The 21,202-nt window shown below is 37.1% G+C and carries 21 protein-coding genes; 17 read left to right on the top strand and 4 right to left on the bottom strand.

What is annotated here, in order from left to right; translation table 11 throughout:
* Position 1: 1 nt before the first annotated feature.
* From OSO01_RS07660 to cyoE, 14 genes are all read left to right on the top strand, one after another.
* Positions 2–913 carry an iron-hydroxamate ABC transporter substrate-binding protein gene (locus tag OSO01_RS07660; protein WP_147209843.1) on the top strand — a complete coding sequence of 304 codons (912 nt, stop codon included), beginning with the start codon at positions 2–4 and terminating at the stop codon, positions 911–913.
* Between the two features lie 58 nt (positions 914–971).
* Positions 972–1,958 (top strand): ABC transporter substrate-binding protein, encoded by a 987-nt coding sequence (locus tag OSO01_RS07655; protein WP_147209842.1) that lies wholly within the window; start codon positions 972–974, stop codon positions 1,956–1,958.
* A 22-nt stretch (positions 1,959–1,980) separates the two neighbouring features.
* Positions 1,981–2,985 carry a FecCD family ABC transporter permease gene (locus tag OSO01_RS07650; protein ID WP_147209947.1) on the top strand — a complete coding sequence of 335 codons (1,005 nt, stop codon included), beginning with the start codon at positions 1,981–1,983 and terminating at the stop codon, positions 2,983–2,985.
* Positions 2,982–4,004, top strand: a complete 1,023-nt coding sequence (locus OSO01_RS07645) for a FecCD family ABC transporter permease (protein WP_246145087.1) — start codon at positions 2,982–2,984, stop codon at positions 4,002–4,004. The genes OSO01_RS07650 and OSO01_RS07645 overlap by 4 nt, the downstream gene beginning before the upstream one ends.
* A 33-nt stretch (positions 4,005–4,037) precedes the next feature.
* Positions 4,038–4,793, top strand: coding sequence for an alpha/beta hydrolase (locus OSO01_RS07640; protein WP_246145094.1), 756 nt, complete (start codon positions 4,038–4,040; stop codon positions 4,791–4,793).
* A gap of 249 nt (positions 4,794–5,042) precedes the next feature.
* Positions 5,043–5,540 carry a small multi-drug export protein gene (locus OSO01_RS07635; RefSeq protein WP_147209840.1) on the top strand — a complete coding sequence of 166 codons (498 nt, stop codon included), beginning with the start codon at positions 5,043–5,045 and terminating at the stop codon, positions 5,538–5,540.
* Positions 5,541–5,688: 148 nt separating this feature from the next.
* Positions 5,689–5,913, top strand: coding sequence for a hypothetical protein (locus tag OSO01_RS07630; protein ID WP_186813582.1), 225 nt, complete (start codon positions 5,689–5,691; stop codon positions 5,911–5,913).
* Positions 5,914–5,986: 73 nt separating this feature from the next.
* Positions 5,987–6,994 carry a LytTR family transcriptional regulator DNA-binding domain-containing protein gene (locus OSO01_RS07625; RefSeq protein ID WP_147209838.1) on the top strand — a complete coding sequence of 336 codons (1,008 nt, stop codon included), beginning with the start codon at positions 5,987–5,989 and terminating at the stop codon, positions 6,992–6,994.
* Positions 6,991–7,698: an ABC transporter permease gene (locus tag OSO01_RS07620; protein WP_147209837.1), complete on the top strand. Its 708-nt coding sequence runs from the start codon at positions 6,991–6,993 to the stop codon at positions 7,696–7,698. The genes OSO01_RS07625 and OSO01_RS07620 overlap by 4 nt, the downstream gene beginning before the upstream one ends.
* A 378-nt stretch (positions 7,699–8,076) precedes the next feature.
* The gene (locus tag OSO01_RS07615) at positions 8,077–8,985 is read left to right on the top strand and encodes a glycine betaine ABC transporter substrate-binding protein (protein WP_147209836.1); all 909 of its coding nucleotides are present in this window, start codon (positions 8,077–8,079) and stop codon (positions 8,983–8,985) included.
* Positions 8,986–9,216: 231 nt separating this feature from the next.
* Positions 9,217–9,663, top strand: coding sequence for a DUF4064 domain-containing protein (locus tag OSO01_RS07610; RefSeq protein WP_186813581.1), 447 nt, complete (start codon positions 9,217–9,219; stop codon positions 9,661–9,663).
* A 274-nt stretch (positions 9,664–9,937) separates the two neighbouring features.
* Entirely contained in the window at positions 9,938–10,627 is a 690-nt protein-coding gene (locus OSO01_RS07605; protein WP_147209834.1) for a response regulator transcription factor, read from the top strand.
* 4 nt (positions 10,628–10,631) lie between these two features.
* Positions 10,632–12,074, top strand: a complete 1,443-nt coding sequence (locus OSO01_RS07600; protein WP_186813579.1) for a sensor histidine kinase — start codon at positions 10,632–10,634, stop codon at positions 12,072–12,074.
* Between the two features lie 283 nt (positions 12,075–12,357).
* A complete protein-coding gene (cyoE, locus tag OSO01_RS07595) occupies positions 12,358–13,275 on the top strand; it encodes a heme o synthase (RefSeq protein ID WP_147209832.1) in 918 nt (305 codons plus the stop codon).
* 131 nt (positions 13,276–13,406) lie between these two features.
* Here cyoE and OSO01_RS07590 read toward each other — a convergent pair whose 3' ends face one another.
* The 3 genes from OSO01_RS07590 to OSO01_RS07580 form a co-directional block, all read right to left on the bottom strand.
* Positions 13,407–14,705, bottom strand: a complete 1,299-nt coding sequence (locus OSO01_RS07590; protein ID WP_147209831.1) for an arsenic transporter — start codon at positions 14,703–14,705, stop codon at positions 13,407–13,409.
* A 339-nt stretch (positions 14,706–15,044) separates the two neighbouring features.
* Positions 15,045–15,464, bottom strand: coding sequence for a universal stress protein (locus tag OSO01_RS07585; RefSeq protein ID WP_147209830.1), 420 nt, complete (start codon positions 15,462–15,464; stop codon positions 15,045–15,047).
* A gap of 14 nt (positions 15,465–15,478) precedes the next feature.
* Positions 15,479–16,915: a SulP family inorganic anion transporter gene (locus tag OSO01_RS07580; RefSeq protein ID WP_147209945.1), complete on the bottom strand. Its 1,437-nt coding sequence runs from the start codon at positions 16,913–16,915 to the stop codon at positions 15,479–15,481.
* A gap of 87 nt (positions 16,916–17,002) precedes the next feature.
* On the opposite strand from OSO01_RS07580, the gene OSO01_RS07575 reads away from it, so the two are divergent.
* Positions 17,003–17,560 (top strand): recombinase family protein, encoded by a 558-nt coding sequence (locus tag OSO01_RS07575; protein WP_147209829.1) that lies wholly within the window; start codon positions 17,003–17,005, stop codon positions 17,558–17,560.
* A 98-nt stretch (positions 17,561–17,658) separates the two neighbouring features.
* On the opposite strand, the gene OSO01_RS07570 is transcribed toward OSO01_RS07575, so the two are convergent.
* Positions 17,659–18,960, bottom strand: coding sequence for an aminotransferase class V-fold PLP-dependent enzyme (locus OSO01_RS07570; protein ID WP_147209828.1), 1,302 nt, complete (start codon positions 18,958–18,960; stop codon positions 17,659–17,661).
* 281 nt (positions 18,961–19,241) lie between these two features.
* On the opposite strand from OSO01_RS07570, the gene OSO01_RS07565 reads away from it, so the two are divergent.
* Together OSO01_RS07565 and OSO01_RS07560 are read left to right on the top strand one after the other, a co-directional pair.
* Positions 19,242–20,138, top strand: coding sequence for a LysR family transcriptional regulator (locus OSO01_RS07565; RefSeq protein ID WP_147209827.1), 897 nt, complete (start codon positions 19,242–19,244; stop codon positions 20,136–20,138).
* A 288-nt stretch (positions 20,139–20,426) separates the two neighbouring features.
* Positions 20,427–21,185, top strand: coding sequence for a LamB/YcsF family protein (locus OSO01_RS07560; RefSeq protein ID WP_147209826.1), 759 nt, complete (start codon positions 20,427–20,429; stop codon positions 21,183–21,185).
* Positions 21,186–21,202 lie beyond the last annotated feature (17 nt).

The raw sequence follows: 21,202 nt of genomic DNA, 5'->3' as shown, positions 1-21,202 counted from the left end.
AATGAAAAAGCTACTATTTCTTTTTGGGTGTTTGCTTTGTCTTATCGTTATAGGCTGCAGTAATCAGTCAGATGGAAAACAAAATAATGCAGGAAAAGAAGGATCAGATAAAACTGTAACATATGAATCAGAGCAAGGGCCGGTTGAAATACCAGCCGATCCTCAGCGAATTGTAGCGCTGACAAATGGACCAAATGTCTTCGCCTTAGACGGAAATTTAGTAGGAGTAGATGAATGGACAAAAGCAAATCCACTTTTTGAGGAAGGCATGGCAGATGTAGAAGTGGTTTCAGAAAATGATCCGGAAAGTATTTTAGCATTGGAGCCGGATTTAATTATTGCCGGGTCACATATGGAAAATCTGGATGAGTTAGAAAAGATTGCTCCGACTGTTATTTATACATGGGGAAAGCTGGATTATCTAGAACAGCAATTGGAGATTGGTAAATTACTAAATAAAGAGGAAAAAGCCGAGGAATGGATTGATGACTTCAGTAAGCGAGCTAAAGCAGATGGTGAGAAGATTAAAGAAAAACACGGGGAGGATGTTTCTGTTTCCGTATTTGAAACAGATTCAAAAAATTTCTCTGTCTTTGGAGATAATTGGGCCCGCGGCACAGAAATATTGTACCAGGCTATGGAGCTGGGTATGCCAGAAAAAGTGCAGGAAGACGCACTTGCTGAAGGTTATTACAGCTTATCGCTGGAGACTCTGCCAGAATATGCAGGAGATTTTATTGTTCTAAGCAAGATGGGAGCAAATAATGAATTTACGAAGAGTGAAACATGGAAGTCTATTCCAGCGGTGGAAAACGGTCAGGTGATTGAATTTGATACAAAAGAAGCCACATATAGCGATCCAGTTACACTAGAGCATTTACTCAAGATTTTTGAAGAAGGATTTCTTAAATAAGAAGAATGTTTTACTTCGTCTATCAAACAACTAAATATATGAATGGAGAAAAAAGAAAATGAATAAAAAGTTCCTATCAATCTTTATTTCAATCGTATTTTTCATTATGCTGGCTGCGTGCGGTCAAAATAGTGATTCACCGGAAAAAGACGAGAATAAAGCCGAAGCGGGTGAAGAAGAAACTGCTGCGCCGGAGGAAAATGCTACACAAACCATTGAATACTTAGGAGAAGAATATACGGTCCCTGCCAACGTAGAAAGAATTGTTATTACAGGAGCGATGGAGGCAATGGAGGATGCGGTGCTTCTTGAAGTGAATCCGGTTGGTGCAGTAACAGTAGCCGGGGAGTTTCCAGAGGTTTATTCCAGTGCAATGGGAAATGCAGAATCTATAGGGGAAAAACAAGAGCCTAACTTTGAGAAAATTTTGGAGCTGCAGCCGGATGTTATTTTGGGGACAACCAAGTTTCCAGAAGAAGTTATAGAAAAATTAGAGAAAATCGCACCGACTATTTTAGTATCACATATTTCTTCTGATGGAGAAGCAAATCTTCAGTTAATGGCAGCATTAGCTGGAAAAGAAGAGCAGGCAGATCAGATTTTAACAGAATATCAAGAAAACGTTGAAGCAGCTAAAAGTACATTAACAGAGCAATTAGCAGATGAAAAAGCAGCCGCAGTCCGTATAAGAGGCGGAGAAATGTTTGTCTATCCTGAGGATGTTTTCTTTAATACCGTGTTATATGGCGAACTGGGATTGGAGGTTCCGGAAGAAGTGCAGAAAGCGGAAGCACAGGAAGCCATTTCTGTAGAGCAGCTGGCTGATATGAATCCCGATTATCTTTTCTTACAAATTCCTGAAGGTGCAGATGGGGAAAGTAGCCAAATCTATGAAGATATACAGGCAAACCCGATTCTTCAAAATGTAGAAGCCTTTAAGAATGATCATGTCTATGTCAATGTGGTTGATCCTTTGCTGGAAGGCGGTCCGATATACAGCAGGGTGTTATTTTTAGAACAATTGCGTAACAAAATAGAAGAATAAATGGATGGAGGCAGTGTGGTTTATGCGCTCTATCATAAAAAAATATGCAATAATTATTCTAATAGTACTTATTCTTCTGGTAATCACAATGGCAGTATCAATTGTCTATGGCTCTAAGTCAATCAGTCTTTCTACTGTGTGGGAGGCTTTTATCCGATATGATACTGAGGATATGGATCATTTAATTATTCATACCTCCAGATTGCCCAGAGTTCTCGGAGCGTTACTTATAGGAGCTTTTATGGCAGTTTCTGGAGCTCTGATGCAGGGAATGACCAGAAACTATCTTGCTTCCCCCTCGATTATGGGGGTGGCAGACGGATCTGTGTTTGTTATCACATTATGTATGATTTTTCTGCCTGATGCCGCACCAATGACGTTGATTCTCTATTCTTTAGCCGGTTCAGCGCTGGGAGCATTACTTGTTTTTTCCATTGCCCGGTTATTACCGGATGGAATGACACCATTAACGCTGGCTATCTTAGGAACAATTCTGGGGACTTTTTTAAATGGAATTTCCCAGGCTATGGCCACGTACTTTCAAATATCACAGAATATGAGTTTCTGGTACAACGCACGTCTGCATCAAATGGATCCAACCCTTATAAAATGGACGGTACCATTTGCTATTGTAGGATTATTCCTTGCGATTTATGTTTCCAAGGCGATTACAGCCATTTCTTTTGGTGATGAAGTAGCACAGGGGTTAGGAATTAAAATCACGGCAATGAAATCATTAACGATACTCAGTGTTGTTATTTTAACTGGTATATCTGTAGCAATGGCAGGGAAAATTGCTTTTATCGGCTTAATTATTCCGCATATTACCCGATTTTTGATAGGGGAGGATTATCGGAAAATCATTCCATTCTCTGCGATATTTGGAGCTTTGTTTTTAGCCTGGTCGGATATTATCAGCCGTTTTATCAACCATCCTTTTGAAACACCAGTTGGCGTAGTAACCGCACTATTTGGTGTTCCTTACTTTCTTTATTTAATTAAAACGAAGGGAGGAAGGAGCTTTTGAATAAGCGTAACTATCGCAGTCGTTTTACACTCACTTTTGTCCTAAGTGCATGTTTAGCTATATTCGTTATGTATTTGAGTGTAACAAATGGGACGTTTGATATCACGGCATTAGAAGTGATAAGAACACTGCTGGGCCTTGATAGTGCAAGTGACCATACTTTAGTTATTTTTGAATTTCGATTGCCGAGGATTTTGATCGGTGCTATGGTCGGCTTTGCTTTAGGCATTGCGGGGACTGTTTTACAAGGGTTGACAAGAAACCCATTAGCTGATCCGGGGATATTAGGCATCCATGCAGCGGCGGGGCTGTCTATTGTTATCTATATGTTTGTAGTGAAAGAGGCCATTAAAAGTGCTGGCTGGCTGTCCGTTTTAAATATGACATTCTTTGGATGGATTGGCGGGGTTGCCGCAACAGCTTTTCTGATTCTTTTCTCCAGACAGCAGGGAAGGGTTAATCCCCGTATGCTGATACTTGTCGGTATAGCACTAAATTCAGGATTTAGTGCGTTAACCTTGTATATTTCATTAAAGATGAATCCGCAGGACTTTGAGATGGCAACCGTCTGGATGTCAGGAAGTATTTATAGTGCATCTTGGGCACAGATTACAGCTATATTACCCTGGATTATCTGCTTTGTTCCAATCTTGATCTGGCGCTCTTCTATATTAAATGTCCTGCAACTAGATGAAATTTCAACAATGGGCATTGGTGTGAATTTGGAAAGAGAACGCCGTATTTTACTAATATGTTCTGTTGCGCTTGTCAGTGCCAGCGTGGCGGTATCAGGAAGTATCGGTTTTGTCGGATTAATTGCTCCGCATATTGCGAGGCGTTTAGTAAGCATTCATCATCAGTATAGTCTGCCAATCAGCGGAATGATCGGCATGCTGATGGTATTAACAGGAGATTTTATCGGAAAAACAATTTTCTCTCCTGCAGAACTGCCGGCAGGAATTGTTATTGCCATTATTGGTGTACCTTATTTTGTTTATCTGCTGGCAAGGTCCAGATGATAAGAAAGAATGAACACAGGAGGTAATTATTTGATGTATCACAAGGAAGTATTTCAGTTTTCTGGAAAGCATCACCCATATGTAATAAATGTATATATTTCTGAACAACCAGTTCCAGATAACGGGTTTCCTGTGTTATATATTCTGGACGGGAATGCTTATGGAACGCTTTTTAGTGAGATGATCCAACTGCAAAGCAGACGCTCAGAAAAAACGGGGATAGAGCCGACGATGTTAGTTAGTGTAGGTTATGAAGGTGATGAACCATTTCAGCCGAATCGGATATATGATTTTACACCATTTGCAGAAGATACAGAACTTCCGGCGAGGCCAGATGGGTCACCCTGGCCGGAACATGGAGGAGCTGAGATTTTTTTGGACTTTTTGGAGAAGGACTTAATCCCATTTATTAATGAGAAATATAAAACAAATAAGCAGAAGCAAACAATCTTTGGCCATTCACTCGGCGGGTTATTTGTTTTATACACGCTATTTCAACGTTCACACCTTTTCAGCCATTATTTTTCTTGTAGTCCTTCTATATGGTGGAATAAGCAGACAATTCTATCCTATGAAACAAAGATAGATGATAAAAATGTAAAAGGTTTGTTTATTGCTGCAGAACCGATAGAAAATAAGCAAATGTATGCAAACGGATTAGCTATGTATGAAAATCTTTCTGAGCGCAATAAGGGGATAAAAACAGCTTTTTTTGCACCGGAAGGAGAGAATCATATGTCTATCGTGCCTACTTCCTTTAGCAGGGGGATGCGATTTTTGCATAAGTAAAATAAAGAAAGGAATCTCTTAGGAGGTTCCTTTCTTTTCTTCGTTAATATTTTAATTTATTTTGATTTAAAACTCCGTTCATTCTAAAATAACTCCATTCACCCTACTCTTTTCCAAAAATCGAGTACCATTCAACATCGTTCAGACTCCGTTCAATGTTTTCTCCCCTCTCTTCATCAGTATTCTAATGCAGCAATATATTCTCTCCCATATGCTTGAGACAACAAACACATGAGGAGTGAATATTTAATGGAGTGGTTTCAGAATCTATTGATTAATTTAATGGAGGCAGACACATGGGTGCAGTATTTAAGTGTATTCCTTATTTCTATTGTGCCCTTCTTTGAATCGTATGTAGCAATTCCAATTGGGATTATCTTTGGATTTCCTAGTATCCAGGTTGTTTTAATTGGAGCTGTTGGTAACTGGCTGTCTGTGATGGTGTTTATTTGGGTTATTTCCGGTTTGCGAAAGAAAGTGGTCGCTAATAAAAGTAAAGACAGCAAAAGAAAAAATCGCGCGCAGAATATATTCAAAAAATATGGTGTTGCAGGCCTATCCTTTGCAGGGCCGATTATTTGTTATCACGTATGTGCAGCGATTTCTATTGCATCAGGGGCTAAAAAATCTTATGTGAGTATTTGGCAAGCGATTGGTATAGGAGTATGGTCTGTTGCATTAGGAGTAGCTTTTCATTATGGTATCAATCTTTTGGAATATCTTCCAAATCTAAACCCATTTTCATAGGAAAAAGACGTGATTATCAAATAGAGATTTTGAGTCATGGATTATTTCCTGGGGAATAATCCATAACTTCCAAAAGATATGCATTAATAACAATTTATGTAAAAAATATTATTGTATCGTTTATTTCAGTTTTAAGGAGAGATATATGATGAAAAAAATAATACAGATAGTTGTAGCTTTACTGATGATATTGCTAGCAATTATTCCATTTCTGGTTGTCTATGATCCCTTATCACAAGCTATTCCAGCATTACCGGAATTTGAAGCTCCCGGATGGTTTGTGCCTGTCGGGTTTATCAATATTGCCTTAATTGTTGCTCTGTCTTTTTTGTTAGCATCTTTAAGCTCCAACAAAGATTCCGGCAGCCATTAAAATAATGGTTAAATAACAATGCTTCCTATATGATTAAAATGAAGAAAGCGAATGAAATAAAGGAGTAGTTTGGATGGTAATTTCTTTTAATCAGCTAAGAAAAATTGAACAAAATACAATCCTGCTGCCGGAATTGAATTTAACCGTTCAAAAGAAGGATATTGTCGCTGTTCAATGCGAAAACGAATATATCGGTCATCTGTTTGATCTGTTAAATCATCCAAATCAGATAAAAAAGAAAGCAATTACCTTACCAGAAGGCGGATTTCAAAATGTGTATCTGTTTCAGCAGACAGACGGCTTATATAAACGGTTAACCGTGATACAAATGCTTAAATTTTGGTGCAAATTATATCAGCATCAAGCAGATTTAGAAATGATTTTAAATTTATGTGAATTACAGGCCTGTGCATCGAAGAAGACAAAGCAGTTGACTCAATCTGAACAGCGCCGTTTACTGTTTGCTTCAGCACTAATTCAGCAGGCTGCTGTATATATATTTGAAGATCCTTCTCTCGGATTGGATCTGCAATCAAAGCATGTACTTCATAATTTGCTGATACATCTGGCTGATAAAGGCGCAGCAGTACTATTGTTTACAACGACATTGGAAGAGGCAATCCGTCTTGGCAATTCAGTTTACCGTTATTCTAATCGGGGTACTCAGCAGCTGGAGCAGGATATAGAGGATACAGAAGATGTGGGGAAAGAGAACCATGAGGAAGAGATGACAAGTATACAGGTACAGTTAGATAAAATTAGTGCAAAAATTGAGGATAAAATCATTCTCTTTAATCCGCTTGAAATTGATTATATTGAAGCTCGTGATGGACAGACTTATCTTTTTGTAAACGATGAGGAGTTTGCGTCGTCTAATACGATAAAAATATTAGAAGAACGCTTACAGCCGCTGGGCTTTTTCCGCTGTCACCGTTCTTATCTGGTTAATCTGCAGCGTGTACGGGAAATTATTATTTGGAGCAAAAACAGCTATAGTCTCAGTCTGGACAATCCATCAAAAAGTACCATCCCATTGTCGAAAGGAAATTATAGCAAGCTGAAAGAGTTGATTCATTTATGATGAAAAAAAGAAAGCAGGTACGTTTGGATCGGTGGAAGGCGTTGCTGTATAAGGATATATGTGATTTGCGCTGGAATGGGCAGGTATTACTTAATTTTATTGGTGGAATTTTTTTGATTTCTTTACTTGCTTTTGTTCCGGAAGAAACCATCTCATTATCTTTTTTACTTGGATTTATTTTCGTAATGCTTACCATGCTGATGCAAGGTAATTTAATGGTTGAGGAGCAGGAGCAAAGGACAATTCGAAGTCTAAAGCAAGCTGGTTTTTCGTTTAAAGAAATCTATATTTACAAAATGATAGTCACGTTTACAGCAACAGTACTTGTATTGGTTATATTCTCTGTACTTTACGGAAACCATTTTTTATTTAGCATAAAACTATTTATATTGGTTTTGCCTATCATGATTATCATGCTAGTTGCAGGAACTTTCTTAGGAATAAAAACAAAGAATACCATTGAAATTAGTCTTTATGGTGTACCAATCATTATATTATATTTTTTTGTTGAAGGTCTCCTGATGAATAGCAGTAAGGAGGATATGCCCTGGCTGGTTGTATTTCCAAATTATCATCTTCATTACGGAATTGATCAGCTTTACTTCAATGAACCTTTTCTTTCTTATTTGGTCGTTCCTGTGATATGGATGACAGCCGTAGTTGCAGTATTTGTAAGCTGGTATAGAAATCAGAGCTTTGATTAGAAAATGATATGATACGTTTTCCTTAAATGATAAATAAACTAAAAACGGCAGATGAATTGTCTGTCGTTTTATTTTTGGGATTTGAAAAGAATATTATGACAATTTAATATAACGGTATAATTACAAGGTATGTGCATTAAATCTATGCTTTTGCATGTTGAAGTATAAATAAATCAGTTTTTTCCTGTTTTAAGTGATTATTTGCTGATTTATGACATTTGAAGGAGTTGTATTAGAAAGGTAAAATAGTAATTATCTTGCTAAAATCCCTTTCAAAGAGGAATTGTAGGTTAAGCAATTATTAAAGAGATATAAAAAACATAAAGTATCTAAAAAAGGTTTATTTTAAAGAATGAAGAAAGGGGAGCAATACTTATTATGAAAAATATGAAAGGTATAGGATTTATTATCTCAATTTTGGCTATATTCTTGCTTGCAGCATGTGGAAGTTCTGATGATTCTTCCGGAGATGGTGCCGAGGATAATTATAGTGAAGCGGTAGATCATACAATAATCGGGATTGAACCTGGCGCAGGTATTTCTGTTACAACTGAAAAAGCTATTGAAGAATATGATAATTTAAAAGGCTGGGATGTTGAATTATCATCTACTGGAGCGATGATGTCTGAATTAGGTACAGCTATTCAGAATGAAGAACCAATTATTATTACAGGATGGAATCCGCACTGGATGTTTGCGCAATATCCGGATATGAAATATTTAAAAGATCCTCAAGGTATTTATGGCGGAGAAGAAACGCTTAATTCTTTAGCAAGAATAGGATTTGAAGAGGATAATCCAGATGCATATAAATTTATTGACCAGTTTGAATGGGAAGTAGAGGATATGGAAGAGATTATGTATGAAGCGGAAGAAACTGGTGAAGACATAGAAGATATCTCGGCACAATGGGTGGAAGACAATCAGGATAGAGTAGATACATGGGCTGAAGGAGTTAATGACAGCAATGGAGCAGAAATTAAACTTGCTTCTACACCATGGGATTCTGAGCGTGCATCCTCTGGAGTTTTAAAAGCGGCAATGGAACAGCATGGATTTCAGGTAACGGTTACCGATGTAGATGTTGCGGTTGTCTTTGAATCTGTTGCTTCTGGAGATGCTGATGCTACTTTAGCAGCCTGGCTGCCAGTAACACACAAAGATTTCTATGAGAAGCAGAAGGATAACTTAATTGATTTGGGGCCTAATTTAGAGGGAGCTAAAATTGGCCTGGTTGTTCCGGAATATATGGATATTGATTCAATTGAAGATTTAGAGCCAAAGTAATTAAATAAGTGATGAAGCCTTATAGGGGAATCTGCTGAGTAATCAGTGCTGTTTTTCCTATAGGGCTTTTTATTATTAAACTATTATGATTGACAGCGATGATTTAAAAAGAAGAAAAAATTACCTGTAAACCGTTACATTCCTTTTCATTTTTCCTGTCTATGATTTAATATAGAAGAAGGGTAGAAAGAACGATACATAATTTCATATGTAAATAGAGGGGGCGCTACTTTGAGAACAGGAGAAGTCAAATATAATATCAGCATTATATTTATTATTATTGCTATTCTATCATATGGTCTTTTAGCAATGAATTCCTACAGTATGCTTGGTGATTTAGATTCTGATAAGGAGTTCAGAGAGGAAGTAGAGGATAGATTACAAAGTACAGGAGATGAACTCGGCGGTGTAACGCAGGAAGAACAAATAGAAATTTTTAGTAACAGTGTGACCTTTGTTATTATAGTTGCAATTATTTCAATCCTTTTAGGTATTACGGCAGCGGTCTTCTTAGGTAAGCGGATAAGAGTAAAGCTTATTGGTATATTGCTGATCGTTTTAGGCATTTTAAGTACTATTTTAACACTGGGATTAGGCATCATCGGTGGTATTGGTTATCTGATTGCTGGTGTGATGACGGTGGTAAAACAGCGGAAAGCAGGGCATGGAATAATATAAAAAATAAATTGAAGAAAGAAGCACACATACTGAAAATTGGTATTGTGCTTCTTTCTTCCTTGTTGGGTATTATAGTTAATTTACGCTTCTTTATAATATCTTTATTTTTAACGTCTAAACTATTGAATAAAAGAGGTATTAATCTAACCGTTGGCAGTCCTGCTGTTAATGATTAAGCTAGTCGAGAGCAGAAGCTGAAAATGTTCTCTCTAATATTGTCTCTAATTTTTAGGGACTATATACTAAATATAGGAATTCGGAAAAGAAAGATAGGATGATAAGAGTGAAAAGTAAAATTATGCTTGTAGATGATGAGAAGGATATCGTAACCTTTATGAGAGATTCCCTGGAGGCTGAAGGATATCAAATTCTGGTTGCTTATAATAGTGAGGAAGCCTTGCGTCAACTCCCGCAGCAGCCGGATTTAATTGTGCTTGATATCATGATGCCGGGAATGGACGGATATCAGCTCTGTGAAGAGATACGGCAGCATGTATCCTGCCCGATTCTATTTGTCAGCGCAAGAAATACAGAGCATGACCGGATCAAAGGTTTGGTGGTAGGAGGAGACGATTATATAGAAAAGCCATTCAGTTTAAAGGAACTGAAAACAAGAATTTTTGCACATTTACGGCGGGAGCATCGGAATTCGCATAAGGCTTATCATCGGATTCATGCTAAAAATCTCATTATTGATACATTGGCCTATGAAGTATTTTATCAGAATGAAAAGCTGGCCTTCACATATCGGGAATTTGAGATTATAAAGTTCCTTGTGATGCATCCCAATCAGGTTTTCTCCAAAGAACAAATTTATGAACAGGTTTGGGGAATAGATTCTTTAGGAGATTCTACAACAATCACAGAGCATATTAAGAAAATACGTGCAAAAATTCAAAAGTATGATCCACTTTCTACCTATATATCAACTGTTTGGGGTGTCGGATACAAATGGGAAGGCTAATATTATGTTAGCGTTACGAAAACAATTAAGCCGTCATTTTTATCATATTATGCTGTTTAGTATTCTGGCAACTTTGCTTACCTGGATACTTGGATTTCTTTTATTTACTATCATCAATCAAAACAAAACATTGAATCCTGCTAATTACTATGAAAGCCAGATTCCTGAAATGGTTGATAAGGTGAATGCGCAGGATGATATATTGAATCCGGATAATCAGGCAATGTTAGACAAAATCATTCCTTTAGAGGGATTAGACTATCAGATTGTGAATGCAGAGGGGCAGATTCAATATGGCAGTATGAGCGAACGCTATCTTACTTCAAGAGAGGATGTTTTTACGCAGCTGAATAAAAATATTTATGATAACAATCGGATTGTTGTATACTATCCTATTTTTGACAGTGGGCAGAATTTTCTTGGAGCGGCTGGATTTCGGTATCAATTATCCGTTATATCGGCAAATGCAGAATCGCGGATGCTTCTTTTCAGTTTATTCATTTTTGCTATTATCACACCGTTTGTATATATTTTTCTGTGTACTTTTATTATTGGCAGACGCTGGGCGAAACGAATGAAGGAGCCGTTTAATGAAATTATCGCCGGTGCCGGAAAAATAGAAAAACAGGATTTAAATTTTACGATGCATAATCAAAGTAACATTAAAGAACTGCATCAGCTTGTTGCAGCATTTGATAAGATGAAGACAGCTTTAAAAGAAGCACTTGAAAAACAATGGGGTATGGAAGAAGAAAGAAGAGAAATGGTTGCAGCTGTGGCTCATGACCTGAAAACACCGTTAACCATTATTCAAGGACATGCAGAGGGAATATTGGAAAGTAATCACGAGCTTCCAAAGCGGATAACACAGTATTTACAGACTATTCTTTTAAATTGCCAGCGATCTATTCGTTTAATTCAAGAATTAAACGATGTATCCAGCTATGAGAATACAGAATTTTATTTAGAAACAGAACCAGTAAATCCTGAAGTGCTTATTCAGAATAAAATGAACGAGTTCAGACAGCTATGTCATGCACAGAATATTGAGCTGCGGGCTTCTATTCATAATCCGGAAGGCAATCAAGATTTATTTTACCTGGATCCTTTCCGGATTAACCAGATGCTGGATAATATATTAATTAACAGCTTACGCTATACGAAGGAGCGGGGGACTATCACATGGGAAACATATATATCAGAAAAAGAACTTAAATTTATTATTGCCGATAGCGGTCCAGGCTTTTCAAAAGAAAATCAGGTAAAGCTTTTTAAAAAGTTCTTTCGGGAGGATAAAGCGCGGAATAGTGCAGACGGTCACTCTGGTTTGGGCTTATTTATTGCCAAAGCCATTGCAGAGCAGCATCACGGTAAAATCAGTGCGAATAATCATCCAGAGGGAGGGGCGGTTTTTACAGTAACTATTTGTAATATGAAATATAAGTAACTTTTGATTTTTTAATCCGCGTATCTTTAAAAGCTGCATGGATTTCTTTTTTTGCTATAGAAAAAATCCGGCACAGACGCAATTTAAACTCTAATATTTTAAAATTGCGAAAACGCGTTCTTCTAATGTTCACAATTTCATCTGATAAAACCTTTTATATAAGCAAATTAACTGGAATTAAAGTAGTGTATGGTATATATTTTTCTTAGTGCTTAAAATTAATTATATTTATTTGCATGTTTTAAATTTGATATAGATAGGTAAAAGGGAGATTAGATCAGAAATGGCAGAAGCAGCAAATGGGCAAAAACAAAATATGTCCTTACTAAAAATTCTTTCGCAAACGGTAAAAACAGGAATTATCCGTTCCAATTTGATACCGATGTTTGCGGGATTAACATTATCTTTATACACATACCAGATTGGTATTTTAGAGAAGCTGCCGGAAATCCTGTTTGCCTTTTTAGGCTCTATTTTCGTGATAGGAGCAGCGGGAGCTTTTAATAATTTATATGATCGTGATATTGATGCGATAATGAAAAGAACACAGGGGAGGCCGACTGTTACAGGAGAAATCAGGCCCGCGACGGTATTGTGGCTGGGTATTATCATGGCAGCGGCAGGAATTATTCTGCTTTCCCTGACAACCCCGCTGGCAGGGCTCTTGGGTTTTCTGGGATTGTTTTTTTATGTTGTTCCTTATACTATGTGGAGCAAGCGGAGAACAGTATTTAATACAGAGATTGGCAGTATCTCCGGAGCTATGCCTCCTTTAATCGGCTGGGCAGCGATGTATCCAGATATCACACATCCGGCGATTTTGGGATTGTTTGTGATTGCAGTTATCTGGCAGATGCCGCATTTTTATTCTATTGCAATCAGGCGGCATGAAGAGTATCAGGCAGCCGGAGTTCCAATGCTTCCTGTTGTAAAAGGAGTAAGACGGACATATATCCAAACTAATATTTATTTAGTGGTTATGATAGGAATCAGCTTTTTACTAAGCTCTTTAAGTGTCGGCCTTATGCTTGTATCTCTTATAATGGGTACGGGCTGGCTTGCTCTAAGCATTTTTGGCTACAAACGGATGGATTCGGAAAAATGGGCCAAATCAATGTTTATTTATTCTCTTATTCATATGACAATTGTTTTTTCAACAGTGATTATTTATTCACTGATGGGGATTATTTTTAAATTATAGTTTGATATGGCGAGTTGCATCAATTAATAAGAAAGAACCAATTCTGATTTAGAGTTGGTTCTTTTTCGTGGGAGGGAATTTAGTTCTTTAACTGAACTTCTTGCGTTTATTGCTCAAGTTTTACCATGTGTTCAAAAAATCAATAGAGTCAGGTACAGTCCTAACAAAGTAATAAAGAGAATAGGAACAGTTAAAATAATACCGATTTTAAAATACTCTCCCCACGAAATCTTTATTCCTTTTTGCGATAGTACATGAAGCCAGACTAAGGTTGCCAGAGAGCCGATTGGAGTGATTTTCGGACCTAAATCAGATCCAATCACATTGGCGTAAATCAGGGATTCTCTGAGAACACCGGATGTGCTTGTTTCTGCAATGGCAAGCGCATTAATCATTACTGTCGGCAAATTGTTCATAATGGAAGACAGGATTGCTGCGATAAAGCCCATTGCAAAGGTTGCAATAAATAATCCCTGGTTGGCTGCAGCCTGAATTACTGCGGCGAGGGCGGAGTTAAGGCCTGCATTTCCCAGACCATAGACAACGACGTACATACCAATAGAAAAGATAACGATATTCCATGGAGCATCTTTAATAACTTTTTTAGCTCGTACATATGGACTGCGTCTTGCTAAAAAGACAAAAATTACTGCTATTAGCCCTGCGATAATAGAAACAGGTACATGAATAAATTCACTTGTAAAATAGCCGATAAGTAATAATGTCAAAACAAACCAGGCTAAACGAAATATTTTAATATCCTTGATAGCATCCTTTGGTTCTTTTAATTTCGATAAATCATATCTTTTAGGAATTGTTCTGCGGAAATAAAGCAGCAGAACTAAAATCGTCGCAATAAAGGAGAAAAGGTTAGGGATTATCATCCGGACTGCATACTCTGCAAACCCGATTCCAAAAAAGTCAGCAGATACGATATTTACCAGATTACTAATGATAAAAGGAAGTGAAGTTGTATCAGCAATAAATCCTCCGGCGATAATAAATGGAAAAACCATATGTGCTTTAAAATGTAAATTCTGAACCATTGCGAGTACGATTGGTGTCAAAATAAGAGCTGCTCCATCGTTTGCGAATAATGCTGCCACTACAGTTCCTAATATACTGACATAAATAAACATCTTCAGCCCGTTGCCTTTAGCTGCTTTAGCCATATGCAGTGCAGACCACTCAAATAAGCCGATTTCATCTAAAACTAAGGAGATTAAAATAATGGCTACAAACGCCAATGTAGCATTCCAGGTAATATCAATTACTTCCAGAACGTCTGCCCATCCAACAATCCCTAATAAGATAGCGAGGACAGCTCCACCTGATGCAGACCAGCCAATATTCAGACCTCCAGGCTGCCAAATGACAAAAATAAGTGTAATGCTAAAAATAATCAATGCAATTATAAGCGTTGATGTCATAATAATTCTCCTTTATATGACTTTCTTTCATGGAAGCCATGCTGCCTGCCCTATATTTGTTCAAAGCACTATTAAGAAAAAAGAAATTTTTGCATATGGGTGTAAAAATAAATAACTATATGATTATATAGCCCAATCTATTGAGACAGCAAACATAAATTAAAATAAGGACACCAAATTGGGTTTAATCCAGATTTGGTATCCTTGTTTTAAAAAAAGGCGAGGGGTGGTTATTATATAAATATCTTGATGATTTTAAATATGGACTGGTTTTATTTACTTAAGTTAAGGGCGTAAACATTCTTTTAACTTTAGGTGATTAAGCTGATTAGCTTATCATTATTTCACAATCAACGCAGGACAATGCGCGCGTTTCATTACTTTGTGACTTACGCTGCCCAGTACCATTTCCTGCAGTGCATTTAAACCTCGACTGCCGATTACTACAATATCTACCTTTTGGTCATTGGCATATTTAACAATTTCCGGACCAGGCTTTCCACGTAGAATAGTAGTCTTGAAATTTGCATTTGCATCATGAAGAAATTGGATTACTTTTGAATTTTTTTTACGGCGTTCCACGTCGATTGCTTCACTGGAACTGGAATGCAGTACATCTGTTTTTGACTTTTCATAGTCGATAACATACGTAACGTCGATAATAGCTTCTTTATCATACGAAGCCAGTTTAACCGCTTCTTTAGCTGCACGTACCGCATTTTCTGAGCCGTCTGAAGCCAGTAAGATATGTTTATACATAAAATATCTCTCCTTTAATGTGATGACAAAACACCATTCAATTTATCCATTATTTTCTTACTGGAAGTATCCAGTTCTACAAGTTCAACCTGAATGCCTTTTGTTTTTAACAGATCGACTACCTTTAAGACAGCGCCGACACCGGAATCATCCCAAATTTGACTCTCAGAGAAATCAATCTGGATTTTTTTACTCTGTATATCAGATTTTTTAAAGTAATTAACAAATCCATCAATGGAAGCAAAAAAGAGCTGACCCTGAATGTGGTACCGAGTCCCGTCATTTGAAATTTTAACTGTTGAAATTTTTATAACAAAGAAAATGGCACTTAGTAGAACTCCGGCAAGCACACCTTTTGATAAGTCATGCGTATAAACGACAATCACCACAGTAGCTAACATAACCAGCGCGTCTGTCCGGGGAGCCTTCATTAAATATTTAAATGAGCTCCAATCGAATGTTCCAATACTTACCATAATCATTATGCCTACTAAAACCGGCATTGGGATTTGAACAACAAGATCACCCAGCACAATAATAAGGAACATTAAAAAAATTCCTGCAATGAAAGTAGATAAACGGCCGCGGCCGCCAGATTTTACATTAATCACAGACTGTCCAATCATTGCGCAGCCAGCCATACCGCCAAAGAATCCGGTAATAAAATTGGCAATACCCTGGCCGCGGGCTTCTCCGTTTTTATTACTTTCTGTTCCAGTCATGTCATCAACAATTTGTGATGTAAGTAATGTTTCCAGCAGCCCTACAATAGCCATTGATAGGGAGTATGGAAAAATAATTTGTAATGTTTCAAACGTCCAGGGCACATCCGGAATAAAAAAAGACGGGAAGGCTTGGGTAATGGCTCCAAGATCTCCTACTGTTTTAAGATTTACTCCACTGAATATGGCAATGGATGTTAATGCTACAATGGCAATCAACGGAGCTGGAATTACCTTGATGAAGCGTGGTAAGGTATATAATAGAATTAATGTTATGCCCACAAATACATAGGTCATTGTTGATATACCGATGAAATGTTCCAGCTGTGCAGTGAAAATCAAAATAGCTAACGCATTTACAAAACCGATCATAACGGCATTTGGAACAAATTTCATGACTTTGGCAACCTTGCATATACCAAATAGAAGTTGAATAATACCTGTTAAAATGGTTGCAGCCAATAGATAATCAAGTCCATAATCTCTGACCAGTGGGACCATAAGTAACGCCATTGCTCCAGTGGCTGCAGAAATCATTCCAGGACGGCCTCCGGCAAAAGAAATGACGACAGCAATAATAAAAGAGGTGTATAAACCGACCATTGGATCGACACCTGCTATAATAGAGAAAGCTATTGCTTCAGGAATAAGAGCGAGCGCAACGACAATACCGGATAAAATATCAGCCCGGATATTACTGAACCATTGTTGTATTAAATTTTGCATGATGAACTCCTTTTCTAAATTACTTTTCACATTGTAGCACTAGTTTTCCTAAAAAGGAACCCTTTAGGGAATAAAATAGGAGCGGATAATATGATATATGGCTATACAAGACCTTTATATAATGATATAAAATCTCAAAATCAACTAAATTCTCTTAGAAATAAATGTGACCGGATTTATTGCGAAGAACATGGAAGTCCTAAAAAAAGGGATCAGTTGGAGGCACTTTTAATGGAGATACAATCAGGGGATTGTATCTTAGTAGAGAGAATGATTGCTTTGGCTGACACATTTCATCATTTGATGGAAATATTAAAAGTGTGTGAAAAAGATAATGTGAAAATTCATTTTCTGAATGAGGACATTCAAAGCGATACATTGCTGAATATTTATTTACAGAATATGGTAATGTATATGCTTCAATTCCAGTCAGACAGTATCAAACAATCCACAACGCAAGGGATGTATAAAGCGAAACAGCGGGGGAAATCTATAGGTCGTCCAAAAAAATCGGATGAAAATATTAAAAAGGCTATTGCAATGTATCATGATGGTTATACATTATTCGATATCAAAAATGAAACCGGAATAAGTAAGTCTACATTATATCGTTATTTGGAAGCGTTTGGCGGGGAAGAGGAGAATTAAACTTTTCAAAGTAAAAGCCAGCCGCCAGCAAAGATTGGCTGAAATAAAGAGAAATCCAAATACAAATGAATTTTTATGTGTTTGGATTTCTTTTTTCTCTATTCGAGCTCTGAAATAGATTCGGTGATTTCTAAAAACTTTTCAATATCAGATATATCATGACAATGCATCGGCGACACACGAATGGCGCCAGGGATACCTAAAGAAATCAGCATCCTTTCCGAATAAGGGCTTCCCATGATTCTTTCAAATACAATACATCCCCGTTTCCCGTATTCCCGTGCAGCGGCAGAATAATCGAGATGATCAAATCCGATTGCCACAATTAAATCTTTATGCAGCAGGCTTTGGGTATCTGTATAAATGGTAACCATTGGATTTTCTCGTAGCCCTCTGGCATTTTTCGTTCCATTTAATAAAGCAGAAAGAAGTGCTCTTTCATGTAAGTGAATTTTTTCCATACCTTTTACAAATAGTGCTCTCCGATTCTTTGTATCCGTGTAATTTTCACCAATCCAGCAGACATAATCAACAATCGCTGAAATAGATGCATAATTTGACGGTGTTGGAGACCCTAATTCCCACTCGTCACTTTTTTTAGCTAATAGCTTATGATGGCGTAGATTGGCTAATCGGGGAGAGACCCAGCCGATACCGATCCCACGATTTCCAAAAAATTTGTAGGGCGCCATAGTAACGGCATCGACTCCGGTATCCTTTACGTCAATGACCCCGTGAGGAGCATGCTGTACAGCATCTGTAATTACGTATAGATCAGGCTTTATTTTTCTGGACTGTGCTGCAATTTCTTTGATGTCCATAATTGATCCAGAAATATTGGATGCTGACATAATACTCACAAAACAAGTATCCTCGTCAACTAATGCTGCTACTTCTGCAGCATCAATCCCGCCAGTATCAGGATTTGCTTTTGCTACCCGCAGCTCCATGCCCATTTTTTGTGCAGCATAAGAGGCTGCATCATAAGCAGAAGGATGCTCCATCGCTGAAGTCACAATATTTTTGCCGGGGACATTTTCAGCAATCGTTTCAGCAATTTGAAACATCACCTGAGAAGCAGACAGCTGTGTGATAATGGAGCCTTCATCCGCACCGAAAATAACTTTTGTCATATCCTCGATGCTTTGTTTTTTGATTTCCTGCAAATCAAGGGAACGGTTGTGAACTCTGTCTGGACAATCAGGAAAGCTTTCAATAAATGCTTTTATTTCTACAGCACTTTTTAATCTGAGAGATCCACCGGAGTTCTCAAAAAATAATCTTTCTCCATATTTCGGATCTTCATCCAGATAATAAAATTTATCTTTTATCTCTTTCTGCAGCTGAGGAGAAAAGAATTCCCCTTCATTTTGTATTTTTTCTATTTGTTGGTTAGACATGGATAATCTCCTCCTTTAAACTGGACAAATAATGAAAGCATCTGTATTTCTGTATGTAATTATGTATGATCAGCTTTATTATCTAATAACTGAAAGCGATTTTATTATTGAAGGAAAGCTGAAGAGAATAGATAGATTACAAGCAATTTCAAAATGATTACAGATCAATGTGTGTTTCAAGCTTTCATGTTAGTAAAAATTGTAGCAAATGATTGAAATATAGTAAAATTAAATTTATAGTTATTAATTATCGATAAAATAGATATAAAGGGAGGGGTAGTATGAATTTTAATCAAATAGAAGCTTTTTTAACAACAATTAGACTGGGAAGTCTTTCAAAAGCAGCGAATCACTTATATGTATCTCAATCCACTGTAAGCCAGCGTTTACATTCAATCGAAAAAGAATATGGCATCCTATTACTTAATCGGGACAGAGGGGTGAAAGGTATTTCTTTAACGGATGAAGGAGAAAGGTTTTATCAGATTGCATTGGAATACGAGCTTCTTCATGCAGAAGCCAAAAATATGAAAATGAGAAGCGGCAATATGACCATTACTATTGGTGCTGTTGATAGTGTTCATAATTATATATTTCAAAACCTGTATAAAAAAATCACAGAAGAAATCCTCAATATTCGTTTAGCAGTCAGAACATATCAATCAAATGAAATCTATTCATTGATAGAACAACGGAAAATTGATATAGGTTTATCGCTGCAGGAGCGCATATTACGCCATATTCATCTGAAAAAGCTATTTGCTGAGCAGCTTGTACTGGTTCAGTGCAGAAAAAGAGGAGAGCAGCGAAAGGTAATTGCAAATGAAACGCTTCTCCCTGAAAATCAGCTGTACATTTATTGGGGAATCGACTATCAAATTTGGCAGGAAAAGCATTGGGGATCATCTTCTAATTCACATATTCAAATTGATACGGTAAAAATGCTGCAGGAATTTATCGTTGATTCTAATTTATGGGCAATTGTTCCGGTTTCTGTTGCCAGGAGTCTCTATAAGGATGAAATTGTTAATGTTTATATGCTGGAAGATCCGCCGCCAGATAGAATTTGTTATATTGTGGAACGGGAAGGAGGGAATCGTTATTCAAAGAAAATAAATGAAATTCTGCGTCATTCTATGGAGGAAATCGAAAATATTGTCAGACCCTGGAACGAATAAGAAAGAATATGAGCATAGTGGAATAGAAGTTTTATATCGTCCATGCCTTTTTTGTATGGGCGTTATTTATGTTAAATGAGAGTTTTTCTATTTTATGGCAACCATATTTCACAGCTGTGGACCTTTTCTTAAACATCATTAAATATTTGATTTTTAAATATTTAATATTTATATATTGTATTTTACAATAAAACAATTTGAGTGTTACGATACATTACAAGCAATTCTAATTTGAAATAAATACTTTATGATCAATTTATTGTAAGCGGATACAGGGGGTTGGATATTATGAAGCACACTATTGATATAAATACGGATATGGGAGAGGGCTTTGGCAGGTATACTGTAGCGAATGATGAAAAGCTGCTTGATATCGTAAGCTCTGTAAATATTGCCTGCGGTTTCCATGCCGGCGATCCAGTGATAATGAATAACACAGTTAAAAAAGCTGCTCAAAATCAGGTAGCAATCGGGGCACATCCGGGCTTGGCCGATTTAATAGGATTTGGAAGAAGAAAAATAAATGTAACGATGGAAGAAGTAACGACAAATGTGCTTTATCAGCTTGGAGCTTTGAGCGCATTTACAAAGGCGCATCATACAACTTTGCGTCATGTTTCTCCGCATGGTCAGCTCGGACATTATTGTGTTCAGGATAAGAATTTTGCCAAAGCGTTTATGGAAGCAATTAACAGCTTCGATGAATCTATTAAAATAGTTGCTCTGGAAGGTGAATTGGCAGAGGAAGCGAGAAGGCAGGGCTATACGGTTGTTAAACAGATTTTTTCCGACAGGGCATATAATAATGATGGAACTTTGGTAGAAAGATCCAGAGTAGGTTCAGTAATAACAGATTTTGATGAAATGGTTACCAGAACGATCCAGATGATTAAGGAAAATACCGTAAAAACCATTGATGGTAAAATAATAAAAATGGAGGGAGATATTCTTTGTATTCATAGTGATACCGCCAATTCAGATGTTCTTGCTGAAAAGCTCAAGGCAGAATTGGTGAAAAACAATATCAGCATTTCCCCTTCCACTTAACTGTGAATTTACTAAAT

Source organism: Oceanobacillus sojae (assembly GCF_007991515.1).
Lineage (GTDB): Bacteria > Bacillota > Bacilli > Bacillales > Amphibacillaceae > Oceanobacillus > Oceanobacillus sojae.
The sequence above is the reverse complement of the archived record's forward strand: the minus strand, read 5'-3'. Positions and strand labels throughout refer to the sequence as shown.